Source organism: Azospirillum sp. TSH64 (assembly GCF_003116035.1).
GTDB lineage: Bacteria > Pseudomonadota > Alphaproteobacteria > Azospirillales > Azospirillaceae > Azospirillum.
Genome location: NZ_LGQW01000015.1, coordinates 4,348,450 through 4,373,083 on the forward strand (window position 1 = coordinate 4,348,450; position 24,634 = coordinate 4,373,083).

General features: G+C 67.6%; 21 protein-coding genes. 15 read left to right on the forward strand and 6 right to left on the reverse strand.

The window, feature by feature from the left end:
• Positions 1-58: 58 nt before the first annotated feature.
• From TSH64_RS21070 to TSH64_RS21090, 5 genes are all read left to right on the forward strand, one after another.
• Complete coding sequence (locus TSH64_RS21070) at positions 59-916, forward strand: ATP-binding cassette domain-containing protein (RefSeq protein WP_109447965.1); 858 nt, start codon at positions 59-61, stop codon at positions 914-916.
• A gap of 171 nt (positions 917-1,087) precedes the next feature.
• Complete coding sequence (locus TSH64_RS21075) at positions 1,088-1,927, forward strand: transporter substrate-binding domain-containing protein (protein ID WP_109447967.1); 840 nt, start codon at positions 1,088-1,090, stop codon at positions 1,925-1,927.
• Between the two features lie 5 nt (positions 1,928-1,932).
• A complete protein-coding gene (locus TSH64_RS21080; protein WP_109447969.1) occupies positions 1,933-2,637 on the forward strand; it encodes an ABC transporter permease subunit in 705 nt (234 codons plus the stop codon).
• Between the two features lie 2 nt (positions 2,638-2,639).
• Entirely contained in the window at positions 2,640-3,329 is a 690-nt protein-coding gene (locus tag TSH64_RS21085) for an ABC transporter permease (protein WP_109447971.1), read from the forward strand.
• Positions 3,330-3,386: 57 nt separating this feature from the next.
• A complete protein-coding gene (locus TSH64_RS21090) occupies positions 3,387-4,169 on the forward strand; it encodes an alpha/beta hydrolase (protein WP_109447973.1) in 783 nt (260 codons plus the stop codon).
• Here the strand turns inward: TSH64_RS21090 and TSH64_RS21095 are convergent.
• The 4 genes from TSH64_RS21095 to TSH64_RS21110 all read right to left on the reverse strand — a co-directional run bounded on the left by TSH64_RS21095 (position 4,156) and on the right by TSH64_RS21110 (position 8,801).
• On the reverse strand, positions 4,156-5,898 hold the full coding sequence (locus tag TSH64_RS21095; RefSeq protein ID WP_247873071.1) for an ATP-binding protein: 1,743 nt from the start codon (positions 5,896-5,898) through the stop codon (positions 4,156-4,158). The two genes, TSH64_RS21090 and TSH64_RS21095, sit on opposite strands and share 14 nt — an antisense overlap.
• A gap of 19 nt (positions 5,899-5,917) precedes the next feature.
• Complete coding sequence (locus TSH64_RS21100) at positions 5,918-6,448, reverse strand: YfiR family protein (RefSeq protein ID WP_109447975.1); 531 nt, start codon at positions 6,446-6,448, stop codon at positions 5,918-5,920.
• A 2-nt stretch (positions 6,449-6,450) separates the two neighbouring features.
• A complete protein-coding gene (locus tag TSH64_RS21105; protein ID WP_109447977.1) occupies positions 6,451-8,394 on the reverse strand; it encodes a TonB-dependent receptor in 1,944 nt (647 codons plus the stop codon).
• An 89-nt stretch (positions 8,395-8,483) separates the two neighbouring features.
• Positions 8,484-8,801, reverse strand: a complete 318-nt coding sequence (locus TSH64_RS21110) for a DUF1289 domain-containing protein (protein WP_109447979.1) — start codon at positions 8,799-8,801, stop codon at positions 8,484-8,486.
• Positions 8,802-9,160: 359 nt separating this feature from the next.
• Between TSH64_RS21110 and ccoG the strand changes: the two genes are divergently transcribed.
• Together ccoG and TSH64_RS21120 are read left to right on the forward strand one after the other, a co-directional pair.
• The gene (ccoG, locus tag TSH64_RS21115; protein ID WP_109447981.1) at positions 9,161-10,642 is read left to right on the forward strand and encodes a cytochrome c oxidase accessory protein CcoG; all 1,482 of its coding nucleotides are present in this window, start codon (positions 9,161-9,163) and stop codon (positions 10,640-10,642) included.
• 131 nt (positions 10,643-10,773) lie between these two features.
• A complete protein-coding gene (locus TSH64_RS21120) occupies positions 10,774-12,270 on the forward strand; it encodes a PLP-dependent aminotransferase family protein (protein ID WP_109447983.1) in 1,497 nt (498 codons plus the stop codon).
• A 10-nt stretch (positions 12,271-12,280) separates the two neighbouring features.
• On the opposite strand, the gene TSH64_RS21125 is transcribed toward TSH64_RS21120, so the two are convergent.
• Positions 12,281-13,486 (reverse strand): ROK family transcriptional regulator, encoded by a 1,206-nt coding sequence (locus TSH64_RS21125; RefSeq protein WP_199237623.1) that lies wholly within the window; start codon positions 13,484-13,486, stop codon positions 12,281-12,283.
• Between the two features lie 452 nt (positions 13,487-13,938).
• Between TSH64_RS21125 and TSH64_RS21130 the strand changes: the two genes are divergently transcribed.
• From TSH64_RS21130 to TSH64_RS21160, 7 genes are all read left to right on the forward strand, one after another.
• Positions 13,939-15,249 carry a sugar ABC transporter substrate-binding protein gene (locus TSH64_RS21130; RefSeq protein WP_109447985.1) on the forward strand — a complete coding sequence of 437 codons (1,311 nt, stop codon included), beginning with the start codon at positions 13,939-13,941 and terminating at the stop codon, positions 15,247-15,249.
• A 128-nt stretch (positions 15,250-15,377) separates the two neighbouring features.
• Positions 15,378-16,250 (forward strand): sugar ABC transporter permease, encoded by an 873-nt coding sequence (locus tag TSH64_RS21135; protein ID WP_109447987.1) that lies wholly within the window; start codon positions 15,378-15,380, stop codon positions 16,248-16,250.
• Positions 16,247-17,083 carry a carbohydrate ABC transporter permease gene (locus TSH64_RS21140; protein ID WP_348770340.1) on the forward strand — a complete coding sequence of 279 codons (837 nt, stop codon included), beginning with the start codon at positions 16,247-16,249 and terminating at the stop codon, positions 17,081-17,083. The genes TSH64_RS21135 and TSH64_RS21140 overlap by 4 nt, the downstream gene beginning before the upstream one ends.
• A 13-nt stretch (positions 17,084-17,096) precedes the next feature.
• Positions 17,097-18,125 (forward strand): ABC transporter ATP-binding protein, encoded by a 1,029-nt coding sequence (locus tag TSH64_RS21145; protein WP_109447991.1) that lies wholly within the window; start codon positions 17,097-17,099, stop codon positions 18,123-18,125.
• 14 nt (positions 18,126-18,139) lie between these two features.
• Entirely contained in the window at positions 18,140-18,913 is a 774-nt protein-coding gene (locus tag TSH64_RS21150) for an L-iditol 2-dehydrogenase (RefSeq protein ID WP_109452888.1), read from the forward strand.
• Between the two features lie 196 nt (positions 18,914-19,109).
• The gene (locus tag TSH64_RS21155; RefSeq protein WP_109447993.1) at positions 19,110-20,585 is read left to right on the forward strand and encodes a mannitol dehydrogenase family protein; all 1,476 of its coding nucleotides are present in this window, start codon (positions 19,110-19,112) and stop codon (positions 20,583-20,585) included.
• Between the two features lie 14 nt (positions 20,586-20,599).
• Entirely contained in the window at positions 20,600-21,574 is a 975-nt protein-coding gene (locus TSH64_RS21160; RefSeq protein ID WP_109452890.1) for a PfkB family carbohydrate kinase, read from the forward strand.
• A gap of 111 nt (positions 21,575-21,685) precedes the next feature.
• Here TSH64_RS21160 and rpoH read toward each other — a convergent pair whose 3' ends face one another.
• A complete protein-coding gene (gene rpoH, locus TSH64_RS21165; protein WP_109447995.1) occupies positions 21,686-22,651 on the reverse strand; it encodes an RNA polymerase sigma factor RpoH in 966 nt (321 codons plus the stop codon).
• 721 nt (positions 22,652-23,372) lie between these two features.
• Between rpoH and TSH64_RS21170 the strand changes: the two genes are divergently transcribed.
• Positions 23,373-24,626: a polysaccharide pyruvyl transferase family protein gene (locus TSH64_RS21170; protein WP_109447997.1), complete on the forward strand. Its 1,254-nt coding sequence runs from the start codon at positions 23,373-23,375 to the stop codon at positions 24,624-24,626.
• Positions 24,627-24,634 lie beyond the last annotated feature (8 nt).

Consider the following 24,634-nt stretch of genomic DNA (forward strand, 5'->3'; position numbering starts at 1 on the left):
TTCCCGCTGCCGTCCGCTTCGCTGATGCTCCGCGTCACCAACGAAACCGGGACGCCGCATGGACCAGCATCGCATCGCCATCGATCCTATCGCCAGCGTCGACCGGGACGGTCCGGCACACCGCCACCCTCCCTCCAACCCCGCCGCCACGGTCGCCGTCCAGGCGGACGGCATCCACAAGCGGTTCGGATCGTTGGAGGTCTTGAAGGGCGTGTCGCTTACCGCCCGCGAAGGCGATGTCGTCACGCTGATCGGCTCCTCTGGGTCCGGCAAGAGCACGCTGTTGCGCTGCATCAACATGCTGGAAGTCCCCGATGAAGGGCGCGTCACCATCTGCGGCGAGACCATCGCCATGAAGACGGCGCGCGGGCGGACCCTGCCGGCCAATTCCCGTCAGGTCGACCGCATCCGCACCAGCCTCGGCATGGTGTTCCAGAGCTTCAACCTCTGGAGCCACATGACCATTCTGGAAAACGTGATCGAGGCACCGGTCCATGTGTTGGGTGTGCCGAAGGGCGAGGCGATCGACCTCGCACGCAGCCTGCTGGACAAGGTCGGCATCCTGGGCAAGGCCGATTGCTATCCGATCCAGCTGTCGGGCGGCCAGCAGCAGCGCGCCGCCATCGCCCGCGCCCTCGCCATGCAGCCCAAGGTGATGCTGTTCGACGAACCGACCTCGGCGCTCGATCCCGAACTGGTCGGCGAGGTGCTGCGCGTCATCCGCCAGCTGGCGGATGAAGGCCGCACCATGATCCTGGTGACGCACGAGATGGACTTCGCCCGCGAGGTCTCGTCCAAGGTCGTCTTCCTCCACCAGGGCCGGATCGAGGAGGAAGGGGCGCCCGACAGGGTGCTGACCAGCCCCGAATCCGACCGCGTGCGCCAGTTCCTCTCCCGCCGCCTCTCCGCCGCCTGAGCGGCCTCGCATCTCCCTCCAAAGGGGGGTGCGCCACACAAGCGCAGGCTTGCCGGCTTTCGCGACGATGACGGCCGACGGACGCCTGTGCCAAAGTCCGCCGTTCCGCGGCCGGCACGGATCGCAAGAGCCGGACCCGAGCGGACAAACGAACACAGGATAGCAACACCAATGAAGAAGATCCTTTTGGCCCTGGTGCTGGGCGCCCTGGCCGCCGGCAGCGCCGTTCCGGCGATGGCGAAGGATGCAAAGAAGATCCGCATCGCGTCCGAAGGCGCCTTCGCGCCGTGGAACGGCATGGATTCGTCGGGCAAGCTGGTCGGCTTCGAAATCGACCTCGCCTGGGACCTGTGCAAGCGCATCGAGGCGGACTGCGAGCTGATCGCCATGGATTGGGACGGCATGATCCCGTCGCTGCAGCAGGGCAAGATCGACGCCATCATGGCCGGCATGACCATCACCGACGAACGCAAGAAGGTCATCGCCTTCGCCGGCCCCTACGGCACCGAGCAATCCACCTTCGCCACCCTGAAATCCTCCAAGCTGGCCGGTGCCGGCGTAGGCGCAGAGCGTGTCGACCTCGCCGACGAGGCGGCTGCCAAGCCGGCGGTCGCCAAGCTGGCGGAGCTGCTGAAGGGCAAGACGGTGGGCGTCCAGACCTCCACCATCCAGGTCGATTTCCTGGAGAAGTATCTGCCGGACGTGACGGTGCGCAATTACGACAAGATCGACAACGCCGCCATCGATCTGGCCGCCGGCCGCGTCGATGCGATCTTCGGCGACCGCTCGCCGGTCGAGGCGCTGATGCGCGCCGCGGGCACCGACAAGATGACGCTGTTCGGCCCAGCGATGACGCGCGGCGTGCTGGGCGAAGGTATGGGCGTCGGCCTGCGCAAGGCAGATGCCGAGCTTAAGGGCCGTCTCGACATGGCCATCGCCGATGCCAACAAGGACGGCACCATCGCGACCCTGAGCCAGAAGCATTTCGGCTACGACGTTTCGGTGCGGTGACCGCAATGCTGGACCTTCTCACCACCGGGCTGCACGGCTGGGGGCCGCAGCTCCTGTCCGGGACGGCGATGACCATCGCGGTCGCGCTGTCGTCCTTCCTGCTGGGTCTCGCCTTCGGGGCCGCCGCCGGCGCCGCCAAGCTCAGCGACAGCCTGGTGTTGAGGGGTCTGGCGGAGCTTTACACCACCGCCGTGCGCGGCGTGCCCGAACTGCTGGTGATCTACCTGCTGTTCTTCGGCGGTTCGGGCATGATCATGGCGGTGGCCGGAATCTTCGGCTATGGCGGCCTCATCGAGCTGAACGCCTTTTCCATCGGTGTCGCCGCCGTCGGCCTGATCTCCGGCGCCTATTCGACCGAGGTCATCCGCGGCGCCGTCAAATCGGTGCCCTACGGCCAGATCGAGGCGGCGCGGGCCTGCGGCATGGGGCGCTGGCGCATCCTGCGACGGGTTCTGGTGCCGCAGACCCTGCGCTTCGCCCTGCCCGGCCTGGGCAATGTCTGGCAGCTGACGCTGAAGGACACCGCCCTCATCTCCGTCACCGCCCTGGCCGAGATCATGCGCGTCGCCCACACCGCCGCCGGCTCCACCCGGCAATCCTTCTTGTTCTACAGCGTCGCCGCGCTGCTGTACCTTGCGCTGACCACCGTCTCTACGACGGCGTTCCAGCAGGCCGAGCGCTATGCCAGCCGCGGCGTGCGGAGGGCCTGACGATGAACTGGACCTTGATGTGGGACAGCCTGCCGCGCCTTCTGGCGGCCCTGCCCCTGACCTTGCAGCTGGTGGCGATGGCGCTCGCCTTCGGGGCCGTTCTGGCCTTCGCCACCGCGCTCCTGCGCCTGTCCGGCAACCGGGTGGCGGTGGCGCTGACCTCGGCCTACACCTTCATTTTCCGCGGCACGCCGCTGCTGGTGCAGATCTTCCTGATCTATTACGGCCTCAGCCAGATCGACCTCATCCGCGACAGTGTCCTCTGGCCCGTCCTCAGCCAGCCGATGTGGTGCGCCATCCTGGCGCTGGCGCTCAACACCGGGGCCTACACCAGTGAAATCCTGCGCGGCGCCATCGAGACGGTGCCGCAGGGGCAGGTGGAAGCGGCACGAGCCTGCGGCATGTCGCGGGTGCGGCTGTTCCGCCGCATCGTCCTGCCGATGGCGATCCGCCAGATGTTGCCGGCCTATGGCAACGAGGTGATTTTGATGGTGAAGGCCAGCTCGCTCGCCAGCACCATCACCATGATGGAGATCACCGGCGTCGCGCGGCGGATGATCGCCCAGACCTTCGCGGTCTTCGAGATCTTCATCGTGGCCGGCATCCTCTACCTGCTGATCAACTTCGTCGCCACCCGCCTGATCAAGCACGCGGAATGGCGCATGACACCCTATCTGCGGGCACGGGCCTGACGCGCGCCATTCATGCTATCCTGCCGTCCGATCCCACTGCGCCAGCAACCGGACACCATGACCAGCGCCGTCGACGAGCAGGACCGCCTGATACCCACAGACCTTGGCCGCCTCTACGTGAAGGACTGGACGCCCGCCGTGGCCGGCGGGCTGCCGCCGATCCTGCTGTTCCACGATTCGCTCGGCTGCGTCGATCTCTGGCGCAGCTTCCCGGCCCGCCTTGCCGCCGCGACCGCAAGGCGGGTGGTCGCCTATGACCGGCTGGGCTTCGGCCGGTCCGATCCCCACCCCGGCACCCTGCCCCGCGATTTCGTCGCCGCGGAGGCGCGGGACACCGTTCCCCTCCTGCTCGACCGTTTCGGCATCGGCGATTTCGTCGTCTGCGGCCACAGCGTCGGCGGCGGCATGGCGGTGGAGACGGCGGCGCGCTTCCCCTCCCGCTGCCGCGCGCTGGTGACCGTCGCAGCCCAGGCCTTCGTCGAGGAGCGCACGCTGGACGGCATCCGCGAGGCGAAGCAGGGCTTCCAGGACCCGGCCCAGCTGGCCCGGCTGGCGAGATACCAGGGCGACAAGGCGCGCTGGACGGTCGATGCCTGGACCGAAAGCTGGCTGTCCCCCGCCTTCGCCGACTGGACCCTGGACGCCGCCCTGGCCAAGGTCCGCTGCCCGGTTCTGGCCCTGCATGGCGACCGCGACGAATACGGATCGGCCGAACATCCGGCCCGCATCGCCGCGGATCGCGGAACCGTCCGCCTGCTGCGCGACACCGGCCACGTCCCGCACCGCGAATGCGAAGAGGAGGTGGTCGAGGCGATCCGGTCCTTCCTCAGCGAACCCTGACGCCCGCTCCCAGCGCTGCCTCCAGCAGCTCCGCAAGCTCCCTGACCCGGTAGGGTTTCGGCAGCACCCTTACCCCTTCGGTCCGGGCGATGTCCTCGCTGTAGCCGGTGGTCAGCACCACCGGCAGGCCGGGGCGCAGGCGCCGGGCGGTGTGGGCCAGATCGATGCCGTTCATCGCCCCCGGCATCACCACGTCGCTGAACAGGATGTCGATCAGCAGGGCCCGGTCGCTCAACAGCACCAGCGCCTCCTCGGCATTGCCGGCGCGCAGAACGGCATAGCCCATCTCGTCGAGTGCCGCCGCCACCATGCTGCCGACGATGGGGTCGTCCTCCACCAGCAGCAGGCGCCGGCCGGCCCCGCGCGCGGTGTCCAGCGACCGCTCCTTCGCGGGTGCCGCCACCGGCTTGACCGTCCGCGGCAGGAACAGCGAGACGGCAGTGCCCTGGCCGGGCGCGCTGTCGATCTCCACCCGGCCCGACGATTGGCGGGTGAAGCCATACACCTGCGCCAGCCCGAGTCCGGAGCCCTTGCCGACCTCCTTGGTGGTGAAGAAGGGTTCGAAGACACGGGCCTTCACCTCCGCCTCCATCCCGGTGCCGGTATCGCTGACCGTCACCTGCACCAGATCGCCGCCGGCTCCGTCGACTGGCCGGTTGCGGGCGGTGATGCGCAGCCGCCCGCCTTCGGGCATGGCATCGCGCGCATTGACGGCGAGATTCAGGATCGCCAGCTCGAACTGGGTCGGATCGACCTCCACCGGCCAAAGCCCCGGCTCCACCTGCGTCTCCAGCGTGATGTCGGCGCGGATGGCGCGGGTCAGCAGGTCGGCCATGCCCAGCAGCCGGTCGCGGACATCCATCGGCTCCGGCCGCAGGGTCTGGCGACGGGCGAAGGCCATCAGCTGCTGCACCAGCTTGGCGCCGCGGTCGATGGCCTGCTGGCCGGTTTCCAGCAGCGGCTGGATCGACGGCTCCTTCGCCCGCCGCCCGACCAGCTGGAGGCAGCTGGACAGCGCCTGGAGCAGGTTGTTGAAGTCATGGGCGATGCCGCCGGTCAGCTGGCCCATCGCCTCCATCTTCTGGCTCTGGCGCAGGGCGGCCTCAACCCTCTCGCGCTCGGCGATTTCGGCGTTCAGCGCCCTGTTGGCGGCGGACAGGTCGCGCGCCCGTTCCGCCAGGTCATGGTTCGCCCGCGTCAGCGCCGCCTGGGCCGCACCCAGCACCAGCACGATCAACAGGGTCATCGCCAGCAGCAGTGCCATGCCGACATAGCGTTCGGCCCGACGGGCGAAGGGCTCCAGTTCCGTGCGCAGGGACACGCTGCCGATGCGGTGCCCGTCCTGCATCACCGGCACGTTGACCGTCAGGGTGTCGTCGTCGAAATGATGGCCCGGCGGTTCGGCCATCGGGGGCACCGGCTTCATTCCAGGCGCGGTGTAGGCGGCGAACAGGGTGCCGCCGGCGTCATAGATACCGGCGGCCTCGAACTCGGGGCTGGCCGACAAGGCCGTCAGATACTCACCGGCGGTTGGCCTGTCGTTGAAGCTAAGCGCCGCGGTGGTGGTGATGGCCAGGATGCGGGTCTGCACCTCGACGTCGCCGACCTTCTCTTCGCGATAGGCGGTTTCGCTGGCGACCGCCATGAGACCGCCGGCGATCAGCAGCACGGCCATGGCCAGCAGAGTCAGGCGCGGCGTGTGCCGCCAGAATCCGGCCAGATCGGTCACGTTCCGCTCTCCTGCTTCCTCATGGCCGCACCGAAAGGCTCATCAGCTTGGAACTGATCGCCAGCCGGTTGCCCTGGGCCGCCGCCGCGTCGATGGCGAAACGGACCCGGTCCTCCTGCAGCACGAAGGTGATAACCGCCCCGGCGGCCGATCCGCCCGGCGCATCGGCATCGCTGACCGTCAGAACAGGCTCGCCGCGCAGCCGGTCCATCGCCAGTGTCCCATACAGCAGATGGCAGCCCGACCCTTTTTCGAACTGCGGCCGGCGCATCAGTTGGATCGGCCGTCCGCCGGCGCTCTGTCCGGCGACAGCCCGGTCCAGCAAGTCGCCGAACGGGTCCGGCCCTTCCACGCAGAGGCGGAACGGGCTGTCCGCCGTGGCGAAGGCGCCCGGCGGCCAGGCGACGAAGGCGATGAATTTGTAGAGGAAGGTCGCCTTCACCGCCGCTTCCAGCGGCTCTGCCGATGCGATCGACACCGGCGCGCCTGCAAGCACCATCACCAGGCTCAGCGCCAGCGGACTGCACCAGCGGAGGGTCCGTTCCTCCATGCTCAAAACCCCGCCCGCATGCGCGCATAGACGCTCCGCCCGATGGCGCGCGGCGTGGTGCTGGACGGGTCGTAGGCCTCCAGATGCCGGGCATGCAGCAGATTCTGGCCGAACAGCGACAGCTCCAGCGACGGGGTGACGTGCCAGCCCAGATGCAGGTCGGCCTCGGTATAGGCCGGGACGTTCGACACCGCGACCCGTCCGACCCGGCGCAGGGTGGCGTCGAACTCCACCTCCGGCGTCAGGTTCATCTGCGACCGCAATTGAAGCTGATAGGCCGGATCCTGGCCGGCGGCCTGGAAGTTGGACAGGTCGCTCGCCCCCGGCTTCAGCCGCAGGTTCTTGTGCAGCCAGTTGGCCCCGGCATGCAGGGTCCACCAGCTGGTCAGGCCATAGCTGCCCCAGCCTTCGATACCGTAGGTGTTTCCCTCCATATCGTTGCGCAGCATGATCGGCAGGCCGCCGTCAGTCAGGCTGGTGGTGCGCAGGTCGTCATAGACGTTGTAGAAGGCGGACAGCGCCACCCGGCTGTTCGCCACGGGCCGGCCGCGATAGCCGACCTCATAGGCCACCAGCCGCTCCGACTGGAAATCGGGCGAGGGCGCCAGGATGCCCGCCCCCGACAGCTCGCGGTCGACGCGCGACGGCGTGCGCACCGACCGGCTGACCGCCGTCCACAGCAAGTGGTCGTCCGACAGCCGCCAGGCGAGCCGCAGATTGGGCAGGATGTCGAAGCCGGAATAGCTGTTGTATTCCGCCTTCATCCCGACCGTCAGCTTCAGCTTCGGCGCCAGCGTGACCTCGTCCTGGGCGAACAGGCTTCCCAGTGAGATCGTCGCGTCATCCTCCGGAAAACCGAGGGACACCCGTGAGCGGAAGGCCGACTGCCACACACGGTACTGCGCGCCCCAGACCAGCTGGTGCCGGCTGCCCAGCGCCAGATTGTGCTGGGCCTGGACGTCGACGGTCTCCAACCGGTCGGTCGCGACCGCATAATCGCGGGTCTGCTGGTCGTAATAGGCCTGCAGCTGCACCGACGACCCGTCGTCCAGCCTGTGCGTCCAGCGCCCGAGCAGGTTCCCGCCATGCAGCGAGGTGTCGAGCCACTCCGTATGGTTGTGGAACAGATCGCCTTGCAGGGTGTAGGAAGCAGCACCCCCAGCCGCGACCCCATCCAGCCGGAACCCGGCCTGCGAGCCGTCGAAGGCATCGGTGGTCACGTCGCCCGGCACCGCTGCGAAGCTGCTGCGCCGGTCGAAGCCGGTCAGATAGCCGCGCAACGCCAGTCCGCCGTCCGCGGCCTTGACGCCGTAGCGCAGGGTGCCGTTCCGCTCGCCGGAGCCGGCGCCGATCTCGGCGAAACCGCCCTGGCTGTCCGCGGCGGGCCGGGTGATGACGTTGACGACGCCGTTGACTGCATTGGCGCCCCACAGCGTGCCGCCGGGGCCGCTGACCACCTCGATCCGCTCGATCTCCGACAGCGGGACGTTGATCGCTTCCCAGAAGACGGTGGAGGCGACCGGCGAATAGACGCTGCGGCCGTCGACCATCACCTGAAGCTTGTTGGCGGCTTCCGGCGAGTTGAAACCGCGCGCGCTGACGCTGTAGCCGGCGGTGTTCAGCCGGGCGACCTCCAGATTAGTGGCCAGCCGCAGCGCTTCGGGCAGGCTGGTGGCGCCGGAGCGCCGGATGTCCTCCGCCGTGATGACATAGACTGCCGCCGCCGCGTCGCTCAACCGCTCGGGACGCTTGGAAATGGAGGTGACCTTGATCGTCCCCAGTTCCTCAAGCGACAGGGTCGACAGATCCTCGACCGTCTGGGCCGATGCCGCATGCGGGGCCAGGGCCAGCGACGCCGTCAGGAGGGCGCCCAGCCTGCGGGCGGGACCGCCGGCTCCCCCGGTCCTTTCGCACCGGCTTTTACGACGGAGGGCTGGCCATGGCATCGACGCTTGGGTGCTCTGTTCAGTGTCTTCACGAACGAGCTTTATAGCAGTCTTGAGCGTGGCATCCCGCTAGGCGGAACGGCCGAATTCTACCTAGAGCTTTCGGGCGTCTGACCAGGGCGGTCGACCAGCTGGCCGCGCTCCTCCCGCAACAGGGCGAGTTTCGCCTCCAGCTTGCCGATCTTCCTGTCGAGCTTGCGCAGCCGCTTGCGCGGCACCTTTTCCTCGGCCGGTCCGGCTTCGATGCCCCGCCGGGAGTTGGCCGCGATCCTGGCATTGATCGCCGCCTTGGCCGCGTTGCCCAGCCGCTTCCACCCCTTCACCTCCGCCTTGGTGCGATGGCAGCCCAGGCAGTTGCCGTCGCCGCCGAAGCGGCAGAGGCCGATGCACGGGTTTCCGCTATCCATTTTCGCTGTCCCGTCGTTCTGCTTTCCGCTCAAGAGGGCCTGCCACATGGTCGTCTCCGGTCGACGACAATGTGCGGTGTTATTTCCATCCGGCAATGGCGGCCGGTGGAAAGCTGGCATGCCCGGACTCCGGATGCGCTTCGTGCAAGTCGCCAGAATGTATGGATACCTCGGAAAGAAATCCATACAAAGATGCGACACACCGCCGCACAACGGCTTCAAGGGCCTAGTCCGCCCTACAATCGCCTTGCCGTATCCGTACAAGTGATCCATACAAACACCATCGCCGGATGGCCGCTTCTCCATACGCCTTAGAGCATGGACGGGCGCCCGGACGGCTTCTTCGTGCCAGGTGATCCATGCCCAGCGATGCGCCCATCATCACCCGCCGCCCCGTCCATGCGGCGGACACTCCGGACCCGCCGTCTGCCTATGCCTCCCACCGCAAGATCCATCCCAAGGCGGTGCGCGGGCGATACCGGCGGCTGAAGACATGGCTGGGCGTGGTCCTGCTGGCGCTGTTCGCCATCCTGCCCTGGCTGCGCTGGGACCGCGGGCCGGGGTTGCCCGATCAGGCGGTGCTGTTCGATCTGGGCAGCCAGCGCTTCTACATCTTCGCCCTGCAGCTGTGGCCGCAGCATGTCTATTACATCACCGGCGTGATGATCATCGCATCCATCGGCCTGTTCCTGGCGACGGCGCTGGGCGGCCGGGTCTGGTGCGGCTTCACCTGCCCGCAGACGGTGTGGACCGACCTGTTCGTCTGGGTCGAACGGCGGGTGGAAGGCGACCGCGGCGACCGAATCCGGCTGGACAAGCACCCCTGGACCGCCGGCTGGCTGGCGAAGAAGACGGTCAAGCATGCGGGCTGGCTGGCGATCTCGCTGGTTACCGGCTTCCTCGGCATCGCCTACCTGACCGACGCGCCATCCCTGGCGGCCGATCTGCTGCGCTTCGACGCCTCGGCGCTCGCCGCCGGCTCCGTCCTGTTCATCGCCGCCTGCACCTATGCCATGGCCGGCTTCATGCGTGAACAGATGTGCTTCTACGTCTGCCCCTGGCCGCGCATCCAGGCCGCCATGCTGGACGAGGAAAGCCAGGTCGTCACCTATCAGGACTGGCGCGGCGAAGGCCGGGCGCCCCTGCGCAAGAGCGAGGGCTGGGACACCCGCACCCACAAGGGGTTCGGCGACTGCATCGACTGCGGCCAATGCGTCCATGTCTGCCCGACCGGCATCGACATCCGCGACGGCATCCAGATGGAATGCATCGGCTGCGGCCTGTGCGTCGATGCCTGCAACGACGTGATGGCGCGCATCGGCCGGCCCGGCGACCTGATCCGATTCGACACCCTGACGGCACAGGCGGCGAAGGCGGCCGGCACCCCGCCGGCCCGCTACCGGCTGATCCGGCCGCGCACCATCGTCTACGGCCTGATGCTGGTCGTGGTCGGCGGGGTGATGGCGATTGCGCTGGCGATGAAGTCCAGCAACGACGTCTCCGTCCTGCGCGACCGGGCGCCGCTGTTCGTCACGCTCAGCGACGGCCGCATCCAGAACGCCTACACCATCAAGATCGCCAACATGTCGCTGACGGATCGCCACTACCGCCTCAGCCTCTCCGGCCTTCTACAGGCGCGCCTCAGCCTGTCCGGCGACGGCAGCGAGACCGGCGAGCTGTCGCTGTCGGCCCGCGCCAACGCGGTGGAAACCTATCGCATCCAGGTCCGCGTGCCGCACTCCGCCCTGCCGGACTCCTCGACCCCGGTGACCGTCGTCCTGACGCCCGACAGCGGCGCCGGCCAGCCGGCCCGGCACGACAGCGTCTTCCTGGCACCATGACCCTCCCCCTGGAGGACTTCCCCTCTCCCGTCGGGGAGAGGGGCATTGGACGCTTGCAGCACCATGATCGGAGCGCGCATATGATGCCGACGGTGCCGCCGCAATCAGGCAAGGGAACGGCCAGGACATCCATGCAATCCGACACCCCGGAACACACCGGCCCAGCCGATCCGTCGGACACCGCCGTCTGGCAACCCGACCTGACCAACCGCGCCAAGCCGGTCTATCTCGCCATCGCCGATGCCCTGGCCGACGACATCGCCGCCGGCCGGCTGGCTGCCGGGCAGCGGCTGCCGCCGCAGCGCCTGCTCGCCGACCGGCTGGGCGTGGATCTGACCACGGTCAGCCGCGCCTACAGCGAGGCCCGGCGCCGCGGCCTGCTCGACGCCCGCGTCGGCCAGGGCACCTTCGTCAGCGCGCAGGAGGTTGCGCCGGACCGCCCTCTTCCCGAGACCGCCCGGCCCCGGCGCGAGGCCGCCCCCGTGCCCGCGGTCATCGACATGACCATGAACCAGCCGCCGCTGCCCGACGCGCCGGAGCTGCTGGACCGGGTGCGCCACAGCCTGTCGCAGGCGATGCTGCGGCTCGACCCGCAAACGCTGCTGCGCTACCCGGAAGCCGGCGCCGGCTTCCGCGCTGTGGAGGAGGATTGTGCCGCCGGAGCCCGCTGGCTCGCCAAGCGCCTACCCGATCTGGACGGGTCCCCGCTCGGCGATCACGGCCGCATCGTCGTCTGTCCCGGCACGCAGAGCGCCCTCCTGGCCCTGCTGTGCATGCTGACCAGCCCCGGCGACACCGTCTGTACGGAGGAGCTGACCTATCCCGGCTTCAAGGCCATCGCCCGGCAGCTCGGCCTGCGGGTGGTCGGGGTGGCGATGGACGGCGACGGCCTCGACCCCGACGCCCTGCGCGCCGCGGTGCAGGCCCATTCCCCGAAGGCGCTCTACTGCACACCCACCCTGCACAACCCGACGACGGCGACCCTTCCGGCCGACCGCCGCGCCGCCATCGCGGCCATCGCCCGCGAACACGGCGTCCCGATCATCGAGGACGACATCTACGGCGTGCTACCGCAGGACGCCCCGCCGCCCATCGCGGCCTTGGCGCCCGACGTGACCTTCCACGTCGTCGGCCTCGCCAAATGCGTGGCCCCCGGCCTGCGCATCACCTATGTCGCCGCCCCCGACGCCCGCCAGGCCATGCGGCTGGCCGCCGCCCAGCGCGCCACCATCCTCGGCACGCCGCCGGTCCCGGCCGCCGTCGCCAGCCAATGGATCGCCGACGGCACCGCCGATGCGCTGCTGACCGCCATCCGTGCCGAGGCGACGGCCCGCCAGCGCATCGCCCGCGACCTGCTTCCCGCCGCCGCACGGACCGCCCACCCCGAGGGGTTCCATCTGTGGCTGACCCTGCCGCCGGCCTGGACCCGTGGGGAGTTCGCCGCCCATCTGCGCAGCCACGGCATCGCCGCCGCGGTCAGCGACACCTTCCTGACCGCCGGCGCGGTGCCGGAGGCCCTGCGCATCTGCCTCGGCGCCCCGGTGACCCGCGCCGACTGCCGCCGCATGCTGGAGGTGCTCGCCGACGCCCTCGACCAGAGCCCCGCCCTGGCCGGCATCGTGATCTGAGTCTGAACCGTCAGACCAGAACCCGCGCCATGCCGGACCGGACCAACAGGTCGGTGTCGGGCGAGAAACGCGCCTTCAGCGGCAGCATCGCCGCCCCCAGCACGCGGGCCATCGGTCCGATGGAGCCCGCCATCACCGGCGCGGCCTTCAGCCCCGACCGGTTGAAGCGCTCGACCGCCGCCGTCAGCCTCTGGGTGAAGCGGTCGCGCCAGGACGGCGGCAGGAAGCCGTCGACCACCACCTCCTGAAAATCGATGACGCTCAGCGCCGATACGACCGCACGCGACAGCTCCGCACATGCCGCTTCGGCCCAGGCGTCGAAGATGGCGTCCGCCCGCTCGCCGCTGCCGTCGGCCAGCACTGCCGACAGCGCCGCGGACGGGTCGATGCCGGCGGCCTCCAGCTCGCGTTCCAGCAGGAAGATCGAGGCGGCGTGGATCAACTGCCCCGGCGGCGTGCCCGGGCCGGCCGGGCGGGTCGGCATCGAACCGATGGCCCCGGCATTGCCCTGCTCGCCGCGGTAGAGCCGTCCGTCGATCACCACCCCGCCGCCGATGAAGGTCCCGAGATAGATGTAGAGCGCGCTGCGGCTGGTGATGGCGTGACCGGCGATCATCTCCGCAGCACAGGCCGCCGCGGCGTCGTTGTAGAGCGTCACCGGCAGCCCGGTCTCGCGCGCGAAGGCGCCGGCGATGTCGGCATCGCGCCAGCCATCCAGCGCCCCCGGCGCCAGCCCAAGCTCCGCCGACCAAGCATGGATTTCGTCCGGCATGGCGACCCCCAGCCCGACCACCCGCGCGCGCGCCGCCGGCGACAGATGCGCCAGCAGTCCGGCCGCCTGGGCGATGGCGGTGGAGATCGTCGGCTCCGGCAGCGGCGCGTCGTAGCGCACGCGGCTCGCCCCCAGCTCCTCCCCCAGCAGGTTGATCAGGATGGCCTCGACGCTGCGCCGGCCGATCTTCACCCCCAGCGCATAGGCGCCGTCCGGATTTGGCGCGATCGGGGTGGACGGCTGCCCGACCTGCCCGCGCACCTTGTCCAGCTTGACCAGCAGCCCGTCTTCCAGCAGCCGGTTGACGATCACCGACGCCGCCTGCCCACTGAGGCCGGTCTCCCGCGCGATTTCCGCCTTGGACAGCATGCCGGCCTGCAACAGCGCATGCATGACCAGCCGCTCGTTGTAGGCGCGCAGCCCGGTGGTATCGCCGCCCCGCATCCTTCCGCCGCCTCCTCGCCCTTAGACCTCGACAACAGTCCGTATATCAACCAATCATAACAAAATCAAAGTGATTTATTTAGTCCGACTCGGCCACGGTCATGGCTGTTGGATCGATCACCTTTGAAACTTCGCCACCGTAGCAAGCAGTCCACCAAGGGAGCAAGGCCGGTGGCAAATCCGGCTTAATCCTTAACTCCGCTGCATCGATGGACCCACCGTCCAAGCCAGCTCCCCGCCCTGCCCCGCGGAACCCGCAAGCCATACGGCGCCGAATATAAAAATCAATGTGATTTATATATTGCGGCCCGGAACCACCTGCGCCATAGTGTTGGTGTGCCCTACAAACCGAATGCCGCAAGCGCATCCGGGTGTCGGGCGACCAGTCGCAAAGGGCCGGCGGGACGAAAGCCAGGGCGCGGCCGGACAGGATTTTGGGGAGGAAAACAGGAATGAAGCGTGCGCTTTCCTTGATCGGCGCGGCCGTCGCCGCGTTTCTCGGCAGCTCCGCCCAGGCGGAAACGCTGTCCATCGCCACGGTGAACAACGGCGACATGATCCGCATGCAGAAGCTGTCGGAGCATTTCACCAAGGCGCATCCCGACATCACGCTGAACTGGGTGACGCTGGAAGAGAATGTGCTGCGCCAGCGCGTCACCACCGACATCGCCGCCAAGGGCGGCCAGTACGACATCCTGACCATCGGCACCTACGAGGTTCCGATCTGGACCAAGCAGAAGTGGCTGATGCCGCTGACCAAGCTCGGCGCCAACTATGACGTCGAGGATCTGCTGCCCTCGATCCGCAGCGGCCTGACCACCGACGGCACGCTCTATGCCGCGCCCTTCTACGGCGAAAGCTCGATGGTCATGTACCGCAAGGACCTGTTCGAAAAGGCCGGCCTGACCATGCCGGAGGCGCCGACCTGGGCCTTCGTCTCCGACGCCGCGCGCAAGCTGACCGACAAGAAGGCCGAAATCTACGGCATCTGCCTGCGCGGCAAGGCCGGTTGGGGCGAGAACATGGCCTTCCTCAGCGCCATGGCGAACTCCTTCGGCGCCAGCTGGTTCGACATGAACTGGAAGCCGCAGTTCAACACCGACCCGTGGAAGCAGACGCTGACCACATATCTCGGGCTGATGAAGGACGCCGGTCCGCCGGGCGCCTCCTCCAACGGCTTCAACGAGAATCTGGCGCTGTTCCAGTCCGGCAAATGCGCGATGTGGATCGATGCCACCGTCGCCGCCTCCTTCGTCTCCAACCCGGCGCAGAGCAAGGTGGCGGACAAGGTCGGCTACGCCCTGGCCCCCGACACCGGTCTCGGCAAGCGCTCCAATTGGCTGTGGGCCTGGAACCTCGCGATCCCCGCCAGCAGCAAGAAGGGCGACGCCGCCCAGGCCTTCATCTCTTGGGCGACTTCCAAGGAGTATCTCGACCTCGTCGCCAAGGAAGAGGGCTGGGCCAACGTGCCGCCGGGCACCCGCACGTCGCTCTACGCCAATCCGGAATACCGCAAGACGGCCCCCTTCGCCGACTTGACGCTGAAGTCGATCCAAGCCGCCGATCCGCAGCACCCGACGGTCCAGCCGGTTCCCTACACCGGCGTGCAGTTCGTCGCCATTCCCGAGTTCCAGGGCATCGGCACGGCGGTCGGACAGACCTTCTCGGCGGCGCTCGCCGGCCAGACGACCGCCGACCAGGCGCTGCAGACCGCCCAGACCCTCGCCACCCGCGAGATGACCAAGGCCGGCTACATCAAGTAAGCGGTCACGCCTGACCTTCCGTTCTGTCAGATCACGGCAAAACCTCTTTCCACCGTCATCCCCGCCTTCGCCGGGATGACGGTGGCAGGAGGCCGTGCTCCACAACGCCGTTACCCAAGGGTCGAGCCATGGCCACCGCCCACTCGCGTGCCGCCGCGCGCCTGACGATGTCTCCGGCCGTCATCCTGCTGCTCGGCTGGATGCTGATCCCGCTCGTGATGACGCTCTACTTCTCCTTCCTGCGCTACAATCTGCTGATGCCGGGGACGGAGGAGTTCATCGGCACGCTGAACTACCAGTATTTCCTCACCGATCCGGCATTCTTCGCCGCACTCGGCAACACGCTGGCTCTGGTCGGTGGGGTGCTGGTGCTGACCATCGCCGGCGGGATCGGGTTGGCCCTGCTGCTCGACCAGCCCTTTTGGGGGCGCGGCATCGTCCGCCTTCTGGTCATCGCGCCCTTCTTCGTCATGCCCACCGTCTCGGCGCTGGTGTGGAAGAACATGCTAATGAACCCGGTGAACGGCCTGTTCGCCGCCATCGCCAAGGCGCTGGGCCTCCAGCCCTTCGATTTCCTGGCCGAGGCGCCGCTGTCCTCGATCATCATGATCGTGACATGGCAGTGGCTACCTTTCGCCACGCTGATCCTGCTGACCGCCCTCCAGTCGCTCGACCGTGAAAGACTGGAGGCGGCGGAGATGGACGGCGCCGGTGCGCTCGACCGCTTCATCCACATCATCCTGCCCCATCTGGCGCGTGCAATGACGGTGGTGACGCTGATCCAGACCATCTTCCTGCTGTCGGTCTTCGCCGAGATCCTGGTGACGACCAACGGCGGCCCCGGCACCGCCACCACCAACATCACCTACCTCGTCTATGCCCAGTCGCTGCTGCAGTTCGATGTCGGCGGCGGCTCCGCGGGCGGCATCGTCGCCGTCGTCCTCGCCAACATCGTCGCCGTCTTCCTGATGAGGATGATCGGCCGCAACCTGGACATCTGACCATGGCGCGCGCCGCAACCAACCGCCACAAGCTGGTCGTGACCCTGATCGCCTGGACCGTCGGGATCGTGATCTTCTTCCCCATCCTGTGGACCGTCCTGACCAGCTTCAAGACCGAGGCAGAGGCGGTGGCGACCCCACCGACCTTCCTCGCCTTCCACTGGACGCTGGAGAACTACGCCGAGGTCCAGCAGCGCTCCGACTATTTCCTCCATTTCTGGAACTCGGTCGTCATCTCCGTCGGCTCGACACTGCTCGGCCTGCTGGTCGCGGTCCCCGCCGCTTGGTCGATGGCCTTCGTCCCCGGCAAGCGCACCCGCGACGTGCTGATGTGGATGCTGTCGACCAAAATGCTGCCGCCGGTCGGCGTGCTGATCCCGATCTATCTGCTGTTCCGCGACTTCGGGCTTCTCGACAGCCGTATCGGTCTGGTCATCGTGCTGACGCTGATCAACCTGCCGATCATCGTCTGGATGCTGTTCACCTATTTCCGCGAAATTCCGGGCGAGATCCTGGAAGCGTCGCGGATGGACGGCGCCGGCCTGCGCGAGGAAATCCTGTTCGTGCTGCTGCCGATGGCGGTGCCCGGCATCGCCTCCACCCTGCTGCTGAACATCATCCTGGCATGGAATGAGGCCTTCTGGACCCTGAACCTGTCCGCCTCGCAGTCGGCGCCGCTGACCGCCTTCATTGCCAGCTATTCCAGCCCGGAAGGGTTGTTCTACGCGAAACTGTCGGCCGCCTCGACCATGGCGGTCGCGCCGATCCTGGTTCTCGGCTGGTTCAGCCAGAAGCAGCTTGTGCGCGGCCTGACCTTCGGCGCCGTGAAGTAGGGGGGAACCCGTTATGGGTCAGATCACGCTCGACCGCGTCACCAAAAGCTTCGGCGACATCGACGTCATCCCGCCGCTGGATCTCTCCATCGGCAACGGCGAGTTCGTGGTGTTCGTCGGCCCGTCCGGCTGCGGCAAGTCCACGCTGCTGCGCCTGATCGCCGGGCTGGAGGATGTGTCGTCCGGCACCATCCGCATCGACGGCAAGGACGCCACCGCCCTGCCGCCCGCCCAGCGCGGGCTGGCGATGGTGTTCCAGTCCTACGCGCTCTATCCGCACATGACCGTGCGCAACAACATCGCCTTCCCGCTGAAAATGGCCCGGCTCGACAAGGCAGCCATCGACCGCAAGGTGGAGGCGGCGGCCAAGGTGCTGAACCTCACCAACTATCTCGACCGCCGCCCCGGCCAGCTCTCCGGCGGACAGCGCCAGCGCGTCGCCATCGGCCGCGCCATCGTCCGCGAACCGACCGCCTTCCTGTTCGACGAGCCGCTGTCGAATCTCGACGCGGCCCTGCGCGTCAATATGCGGCTGGAAATCTCCGAGCTGCACGCCAGCCTCGGCACCACCATGATCTACGTGACCCACGATCAGGTGGAGGCCATGACCATGGCCGACAAGATCGTGGTGCTCAACGCCGGCCGGATCGAGCAGGTGGGATCTCCAATCGACCTCTACAGCCGTCCGCGCAACCGCTTCGTCGCCGGCTTCATCGGCTCTCCCCGCATGAACTTCATTGAGGGCGAGATCGCGCGCGGTGCCGGCGCCGACTGTATCGGCATCCGTCCCGAGCATCTGGCGCTGTCGACCGATTCCGGCCTGTGGTCCGGTACCGTCACCGTATCCGAACATCTGGGATCCGACACCTTCGTCTATGTGCAGGTGGACGGCATCGGCACGATGCTGGCACGGGCCGGCGGCGAGTTCCCGGTGCATCACGGCGACCGCGTCTGGCTGACGCCTCAAACCGAAAAGCTCCACCGCTTCGACGCCCAGGGCAATGCGCTGTCTTCCGTCGCCGCCGGTGCGAAAGTGGCATGAAAGGCTTCACCACCATGAAACGTCTCGACGGCAAATCGGCCATCGTCACCGGCGCCGCCCGCGGCATCGGCCGCGCCTTCGCCGCCGCCTATGTCGCGGAGGGCGCCACCGTCGCCATCGCCGACATCAACCTCGCGGCGGCGGAGAAGGCAGCGGAGGAGATCGGCCCCGGCGCCTATGCCGTGGCGCTCGACGTGACCAGCCAATCCTCCATCGACGCCGCCATTGCGACGGTGGTGGAGCGGGCCGGCGGCATCGACATCCTGATCAACAACGCCGCGCTGTTCGACCTCGCCCCCATCGTCGAGATCACACGGGACAGCTATGACCGCCTGTTCTCGATCAACGTCGCCGGCACCCTGTTCACGCTGCAGGCGGTGGCGAAGCGGATGATCGCGCAGGGCCGCGGCGGCAAGATCATCAACATGGCATCCCAGGCCGGGCGGCGCGGCGAAGCGCTGGTCGGCGTCTATTGCGCCACCAAGGCGGCGGTCATCAGCCTGACCCAGTCGGCCGGCCTCGATCTCATCAAGCACGGCATCAACGTCAACGCCATCGCTCCCGGCGTGGTCGACGGCGAGCATTGGGACGGCGTCGACGCCCTGTTCGCCAAGCATGAAGGCCTCCAGCCTGGCGAGAAAAAGCGCATGGTCGGCGAAGCCGTCCCCTTCGGCCGCATGGGCCGGGCGGAGGATCTGACCGGCATGGCGATCTTCCTGGCGAGCCGGGAGGCCGACTACATCGTCGCCCAGACCTACAACGTCGACGGCGGCAACTGGATGAGTTGAGAAAACCTCCTTCTCCCGCCCCGAGATCCCCTCTCCCCCCCGGGGAGAGGGTTAGGGTAAGGGGGACCCACAACGAAGACTCAAGGCTCGTGTACTCCACGCCGCCCACCCATTCCACGCCATGCGCCCCCCTCACCCCGACCCTCTCCCCGGGGGGGAGAGGGAGGATCCCCCGATCCCCCGCAGGACCCCGACCATGACCATCGCCCTTTCCGCCGCCATTCTCCCGGACATCGCCGCGCGGGCATCGGTGCCGGCTTATGACCGTTCCGCCCTGTCCGCCGGGATCCTGCATTTCGGCGTCGGCAACTTCCACCGCGCCCATCAGGCGGTCTATCTCGACAGCCTGTTCGCAGGGGGCCGCGACCATGACTGGGCAATCCTCGGCGCCGGCGTGATGCCGTCGGACCAACGCATGCGCGACGCCCTGGAACCCCAGGACTGGCTGACCACCGTCGTCGAGCAATCCGGCGCGCAGAGCCTCGCCCGCGTCACCGGTGCGATGATCGGCATGTTGCCGGTCGGCGACAGCGACGCCATCATCGCCAAGCTGGCCGATCCGGCGATCCGCATCGTCTCGCTGACGGTGACGGAGGGCGGCTACTACATCGACGCCGCCGGCAAGTTCGACGCCGGCCATCCGGCGATCCGCGCCGACATCGCCCTGCCCTCCCGGCCCACCACCGTCTTCGGGCTGATCGTCGCCGGTCTGGCCCGCCGCCGCGGCGACGGCACAGTGCCCTTCACCGTCATGTCCTGCGACAACATCCCCCACAACGGCGTCGTCACCCGCAACGCCGTGCTGGGCATCGCCAGGGAGATCGACGTCGATCTAGCCGCCTGGATCGAAAATTCCGTCGCCTTCCCCAACGGCATGGTCGACCGCATCACGCCGGCCACCGGCGAGCAGGAGCGCGAGACCCTCGACCGCGATTTCGGCATCGCCGACAACTGGCCGGTCTTCTGCGAAGACTTCACCCAGTGGGTGCTGGAGGACCGCTTCTCCGCCGGCCGTCCGGCGCTGGAGGCGGTGGGCGTGCAGTTCGTTCCCGACGTGACGCCCTTCGAGACGATGAAGATCCGCATCCTGAACGGCGGCCATGCGGTGATCGCCTATCCGGCCGGCCTGCTCGGCATCACCTACGCCCATGAGGCGATGGAAACCCCGCTGATCCGCAGCTTCCTGCAAAAGATCGAGCGGGAGGAGATCATCCCGACCGTGCCGCCGGTGCCCGGCACCGACCTGCACTCCTATTTCGGCATCATCGAGCGCCGTTTCGTCAATCCGAAGATCAAGGACACCATCCGCCGGCTCTGCCTGGACGGCTCCAACCGCCAGCCGAAATTCATCGTCCCGTCCATTGCCGACCGGCTGAAGGCCGGTGCCGGCATCGAGGGTCTGGCTCTGGAATCGGCGCTGTGGTGCCGCTACTGCTTCGGCACGACCGACGACGGCCAGCCGATCGAGCCGAACGATCCCAACTGGGACCGCCTGACCCAGGTCGCCGCCAAGGCGCGCACCGAGCCGACCGCTTGGCTCGACATGGAAGACGTTTATGGCGAGGTCGGCCGGTCGCAGCCCTTCCGCGACGCCTTCGCCGCCGCGCTTCGCGCCCTGTGGACAGATGGCACCCGCGCCGTACTCACCCGCTATGCCGGCGGATCCAACTGAAGGACATGCCCGCCATGACCGCTTTGCCGCAGGGTGATGCCGCCACTGCCGACGTGCTGTGCCTGGGAGAGGTGCTGATCGACTTCATGCCCACCGGCCCGGCAAAGCCGGGGGTGATCGGCGCCTTCGATCCGGCGCCGGGTGGGGCGCCGGCCAATGTCGCGGTCGGTCTGGCCCGGCTGGGGGTGCGCAGCGCCTTCATGGGCCGGACCGCGGCGGACGGCTTCGGTCGCTTCCTGGCGCGGGCGCTGACCGATGCCGGGGTCGACGTGTCCCACCTGCGCCGGGTGCCCGACGCCCGGACGCCCGTCGCCTTCGTCTCCCTCGACGAGGATGGGGAACGGGAGTTCCTGTTCTATGGCGAGCCGATGGCCGGCTTCTCCGCCGCCGACCTCGACCGCGATGCCGTCGCGGCGGCCCGCCTGCTGCATTCCGGCTCCATCGGCCTGATCGACCCGGCCGCCCGCGAGGCGAGCCTGCTGGCGGTGGAGACGGCGCACCGCCACGGCCGGCTGGTGTCCTTCGACGCCAACCTGCGCCTCGCCCTGTGGCCCGACCGCGACATGGCGGAACGCCTGATCCGCCAGGGCATCGCCACCGCCTCCATCGTCAAGCTGAGCGACGAGGAACTGGAGTTCCTGACCGGCAGCGCCGACCCGGACACCGCCGGCCGCAGCCTGTGGCATGAGGGCCTGCGCCTGCTGGTGGTGACGCATGGCCGCAACGGCTGCACCTTCCTGACCGCAGATGCGTCCGGCCATGTGCCCGGGATGACCGTCACCGCCGTCGACACCACCGGCGCCGGCGACGCCTTCGTCGCCGCACTGCTGGCCGGCATCCTGGAAGAGGTGGGGACTGCCTTCGCCCCCGACCGGTTGCACGAAATCTGCCGGTTCGCCAACGCCGCCGGGGCGCTGACCACCACCGCTCCCGGCGCCATCCCCTCCCTGCCAGACCGCGCCGCGGTCAACCGGCTGCTGGACCGCTGAAAACGGACGAATTCTGAAGCTTCCGTTTTTGAAGCGTTCTGAAGTCCGCGCCCCGGCCTGGAGCAAAGCAAGCCCCGACCCGTCCACCGAGCCGGGGCAACTCCAGTCAGATCAGGCAACCGTCAGCAGGCGGTTCTTCTCCATCGTCAGCTGCTCCGTCTTTGCGGTGGCGATCACCGCCTTCTGGAGCTTCTCGAAGGCACGCACCTCCAGCTGGCGCACGCGCTCGCGCGAGACGTGGAAGGTCTGGCTCAATTCCTCCAGCGTCAGCGGCTCGTCGCGCAGGCGGCGGGCAATCAGGATCTTGCGCTCACGGTCGTCCAGCACGCCCAGCCCGAGCTTCAGGAACTGCTGACGCCGGCGGCGCTCCTCGGAATCGGCCAGGGTCGTCTCCTGGTCCGGACGGTCGTCGGCCAGCAGGTCCTGCCACTCGGCATCGCCATCCTCCGACAGGCCGACGTTCAGCGAGCGGTCGTTGCCCAGGCGGCGGTTCATCTCCACCACCTCGGTCTTCGACACGTTCAGTTCGGTGGCGATGCTCTCCACCGCTTCCGGCGACAGGTCGCCGCTCTCCAGCTCCTGCATCCGTGCCTTCAGGCGGCGCAGGCTGAAGAACAGCTTCTTCTGCCCGGCGGTGGTGCCGATCTTCACCAGCGACCAGTTGTGCAGGACATACTCCTGGATAGCGGCGCGCACCCACCACGAGGCATAGGTGGCGAAGCGGAATCCCTTGCCGGGATCGAACTTCTGCGCCGCCTGCATCACGCCGACATTGCCCTCCGCCACCAGATCGGCCAGCGGCAGGCCATAGCCGAGATAGCCGCGCGCCATCTTGACGACGAGCCGCAGATGGCTGCCGACCAGCATGTCGAGCGCCGTCGGATCCTGCCGGTCGTGCCAGCGGACCGCCAAATCATGTTCTTGTTCAGGCGTCAGATACTGATACTTGCGGGCATCCTGCAGATAAAGTTGCATCGGCTCGGCGGAGCGGGGTTCGGCAGCGCGGGTTTGGGTGGTGGGTTGGGCAGTGGCTTTGGCAGTGGCTTGGGTCGTGCGGGTTTCAGCGTTTCGCTGCATGGTGTCTCTTTTTCTCCCATCCGACGGGAGCGGCGCCGCGGGCAAAGGCCCCGGCGTTGTTCGGGTCGGTCCTGTTGAAAGGTCGATTTTTGGTTCGTTGCGTTACCGGCATTCGACGCTGCCGGACGGCGTGCACCGTGCTCGGTGCTGGAACGGTCGGAGAGGGGGTCCTCTCCAGCCCCGCGGGCAGCGCCGCGACCGGGGAAGGAGGTCGCAGCAGCCGGCACACCACAGGGCCGGAGAGGAGCGGCCGGGCCACGCGATCAGCGCGACCGAACCGGGGGAAACTTAAGGATCATCGGGGCGAAAGCCATTCTGTCGGAGCCGGCGCCATCAGCGGCGCAACAGACTCTATATAGGAATTTTCACAACGCATAAAAGGGGCGCCCAGGCGAATTTTCCTGGCACCCCAACCGAAGCTCGGTTCCCGCGTCTGTCTTGGCGGAACGTTTTCGGAAATAGGACACGCCATGGCCGCTTTCAACCCCCCGCCGCAAAATCGATGATCTTTCGAATTTCGATGGACCTTCATAAGACGATCAACCGATCGTCAGTCAAATCACGAAAGACAAAATCAAGGATTAGATTTTATTAGAAAGTCTAAACACTGCACCCCAACGATCATGTCGTGTTATTTTTAGGTTGTCACTTGCAGTCATACCTCTTCTGCGCTTACCGTCGGCCTGTTTCCAGCATCCACCGACCCGAGGCTAGAGCCGACATGCTTGAAGACATCGTGATCGACACCCCTGTCGACCGGCCACACAACTCCGGCCAGGCGTCTGAACGGATTTCCGGCCATGCGCCGTCCCAGCCTCTGCGCGTCGCGGTGCTGTGGAAAACGCCGAATCTCGGCCTCTACTCGAACGCCCCCTTCGACGACCTGTACAACGGGATCGGACACAACAACGGCAACCTCGCCTTCGTGCATTCGATCTGCAGCCACATCACCAACCCGGTGAAGCATTTCAGCTGGGGCTCGTCGGCGGAGACGCTGCGGAACAACGCCGACATCATCGTCATCCCCTGCGCCAACCAGCTGGGCCGCCACACCGATTACGGCCAGATGGCGGAGAATCTGGAGAAATCCGGGCTTCCCGTCGTCGCCATCGGCCTTGGCGCCCAGGCGAACAGCTACGAGCACGACATCGAACTCAGCCCCGGCACGCTGCGCTGGGCGCAGGTGATCGCGGCCTCGAACCCGTCCTCCGCGACCTCGCCCAACATCTACACCCGCGGCGCCTACACCACGGCGCAGTTGGACAAGCTGGGCATCGCCGGTTCGCTGCCCGGCGGCTGTCCGTCACATTTCCTCAACCAGGCGCCGGGCCTGGGCCGGAAGATCCACGCAACCTGGTCGGCGCTCGACCTGCCGCGCTCGATCACCGTGGCCGGCGGCCATCAGGCCTGGGTGAAGACGCGGGAAATCGAACACCAGCTGATCGCCCTGATGATGGACCCCATCGCGCCCGGCCAGTACATCGTCCAGTCCATGGGCGAGATGATCCGTGCCTCGCGCGGTCTGTTCGACAGCATCGACCCGCATGCGCTGAAGGAAATCCACCGCCACACCGTGCCGCATTACTCCTTCGAGGAGTTCAAGGCCTGGTGCCGGAACTATATGCGCTCCTATTATGACGTGCCGGCCTGGATGGACACGCTGCGCCAGCAGGATCTGACCATCGGCTGCCGCTATCACGGCGTCGCCCTGGCGATCCAGGCGGAACGGATGGGCCTGACGGTCACCATCGATTCCCGCACGCGCGAGCTTTGCGAGAACACCGGCGTCCCCTATGCCGACGCCGCCGACCTGACGATGCCGCTGACCCGCAGCCGACTGAAATCGCTGATCAATTTCGACCCGGACGCCTACGACCGCCACCGTGCCGAGTCGGCGGCCCGTTACCTGGACTTCCTGCTTGCCAACCGGTTGCAACCGGCGCCCTTCCTGAAGTCCATCGCGAACGGCAAGTGAGGGCCGCC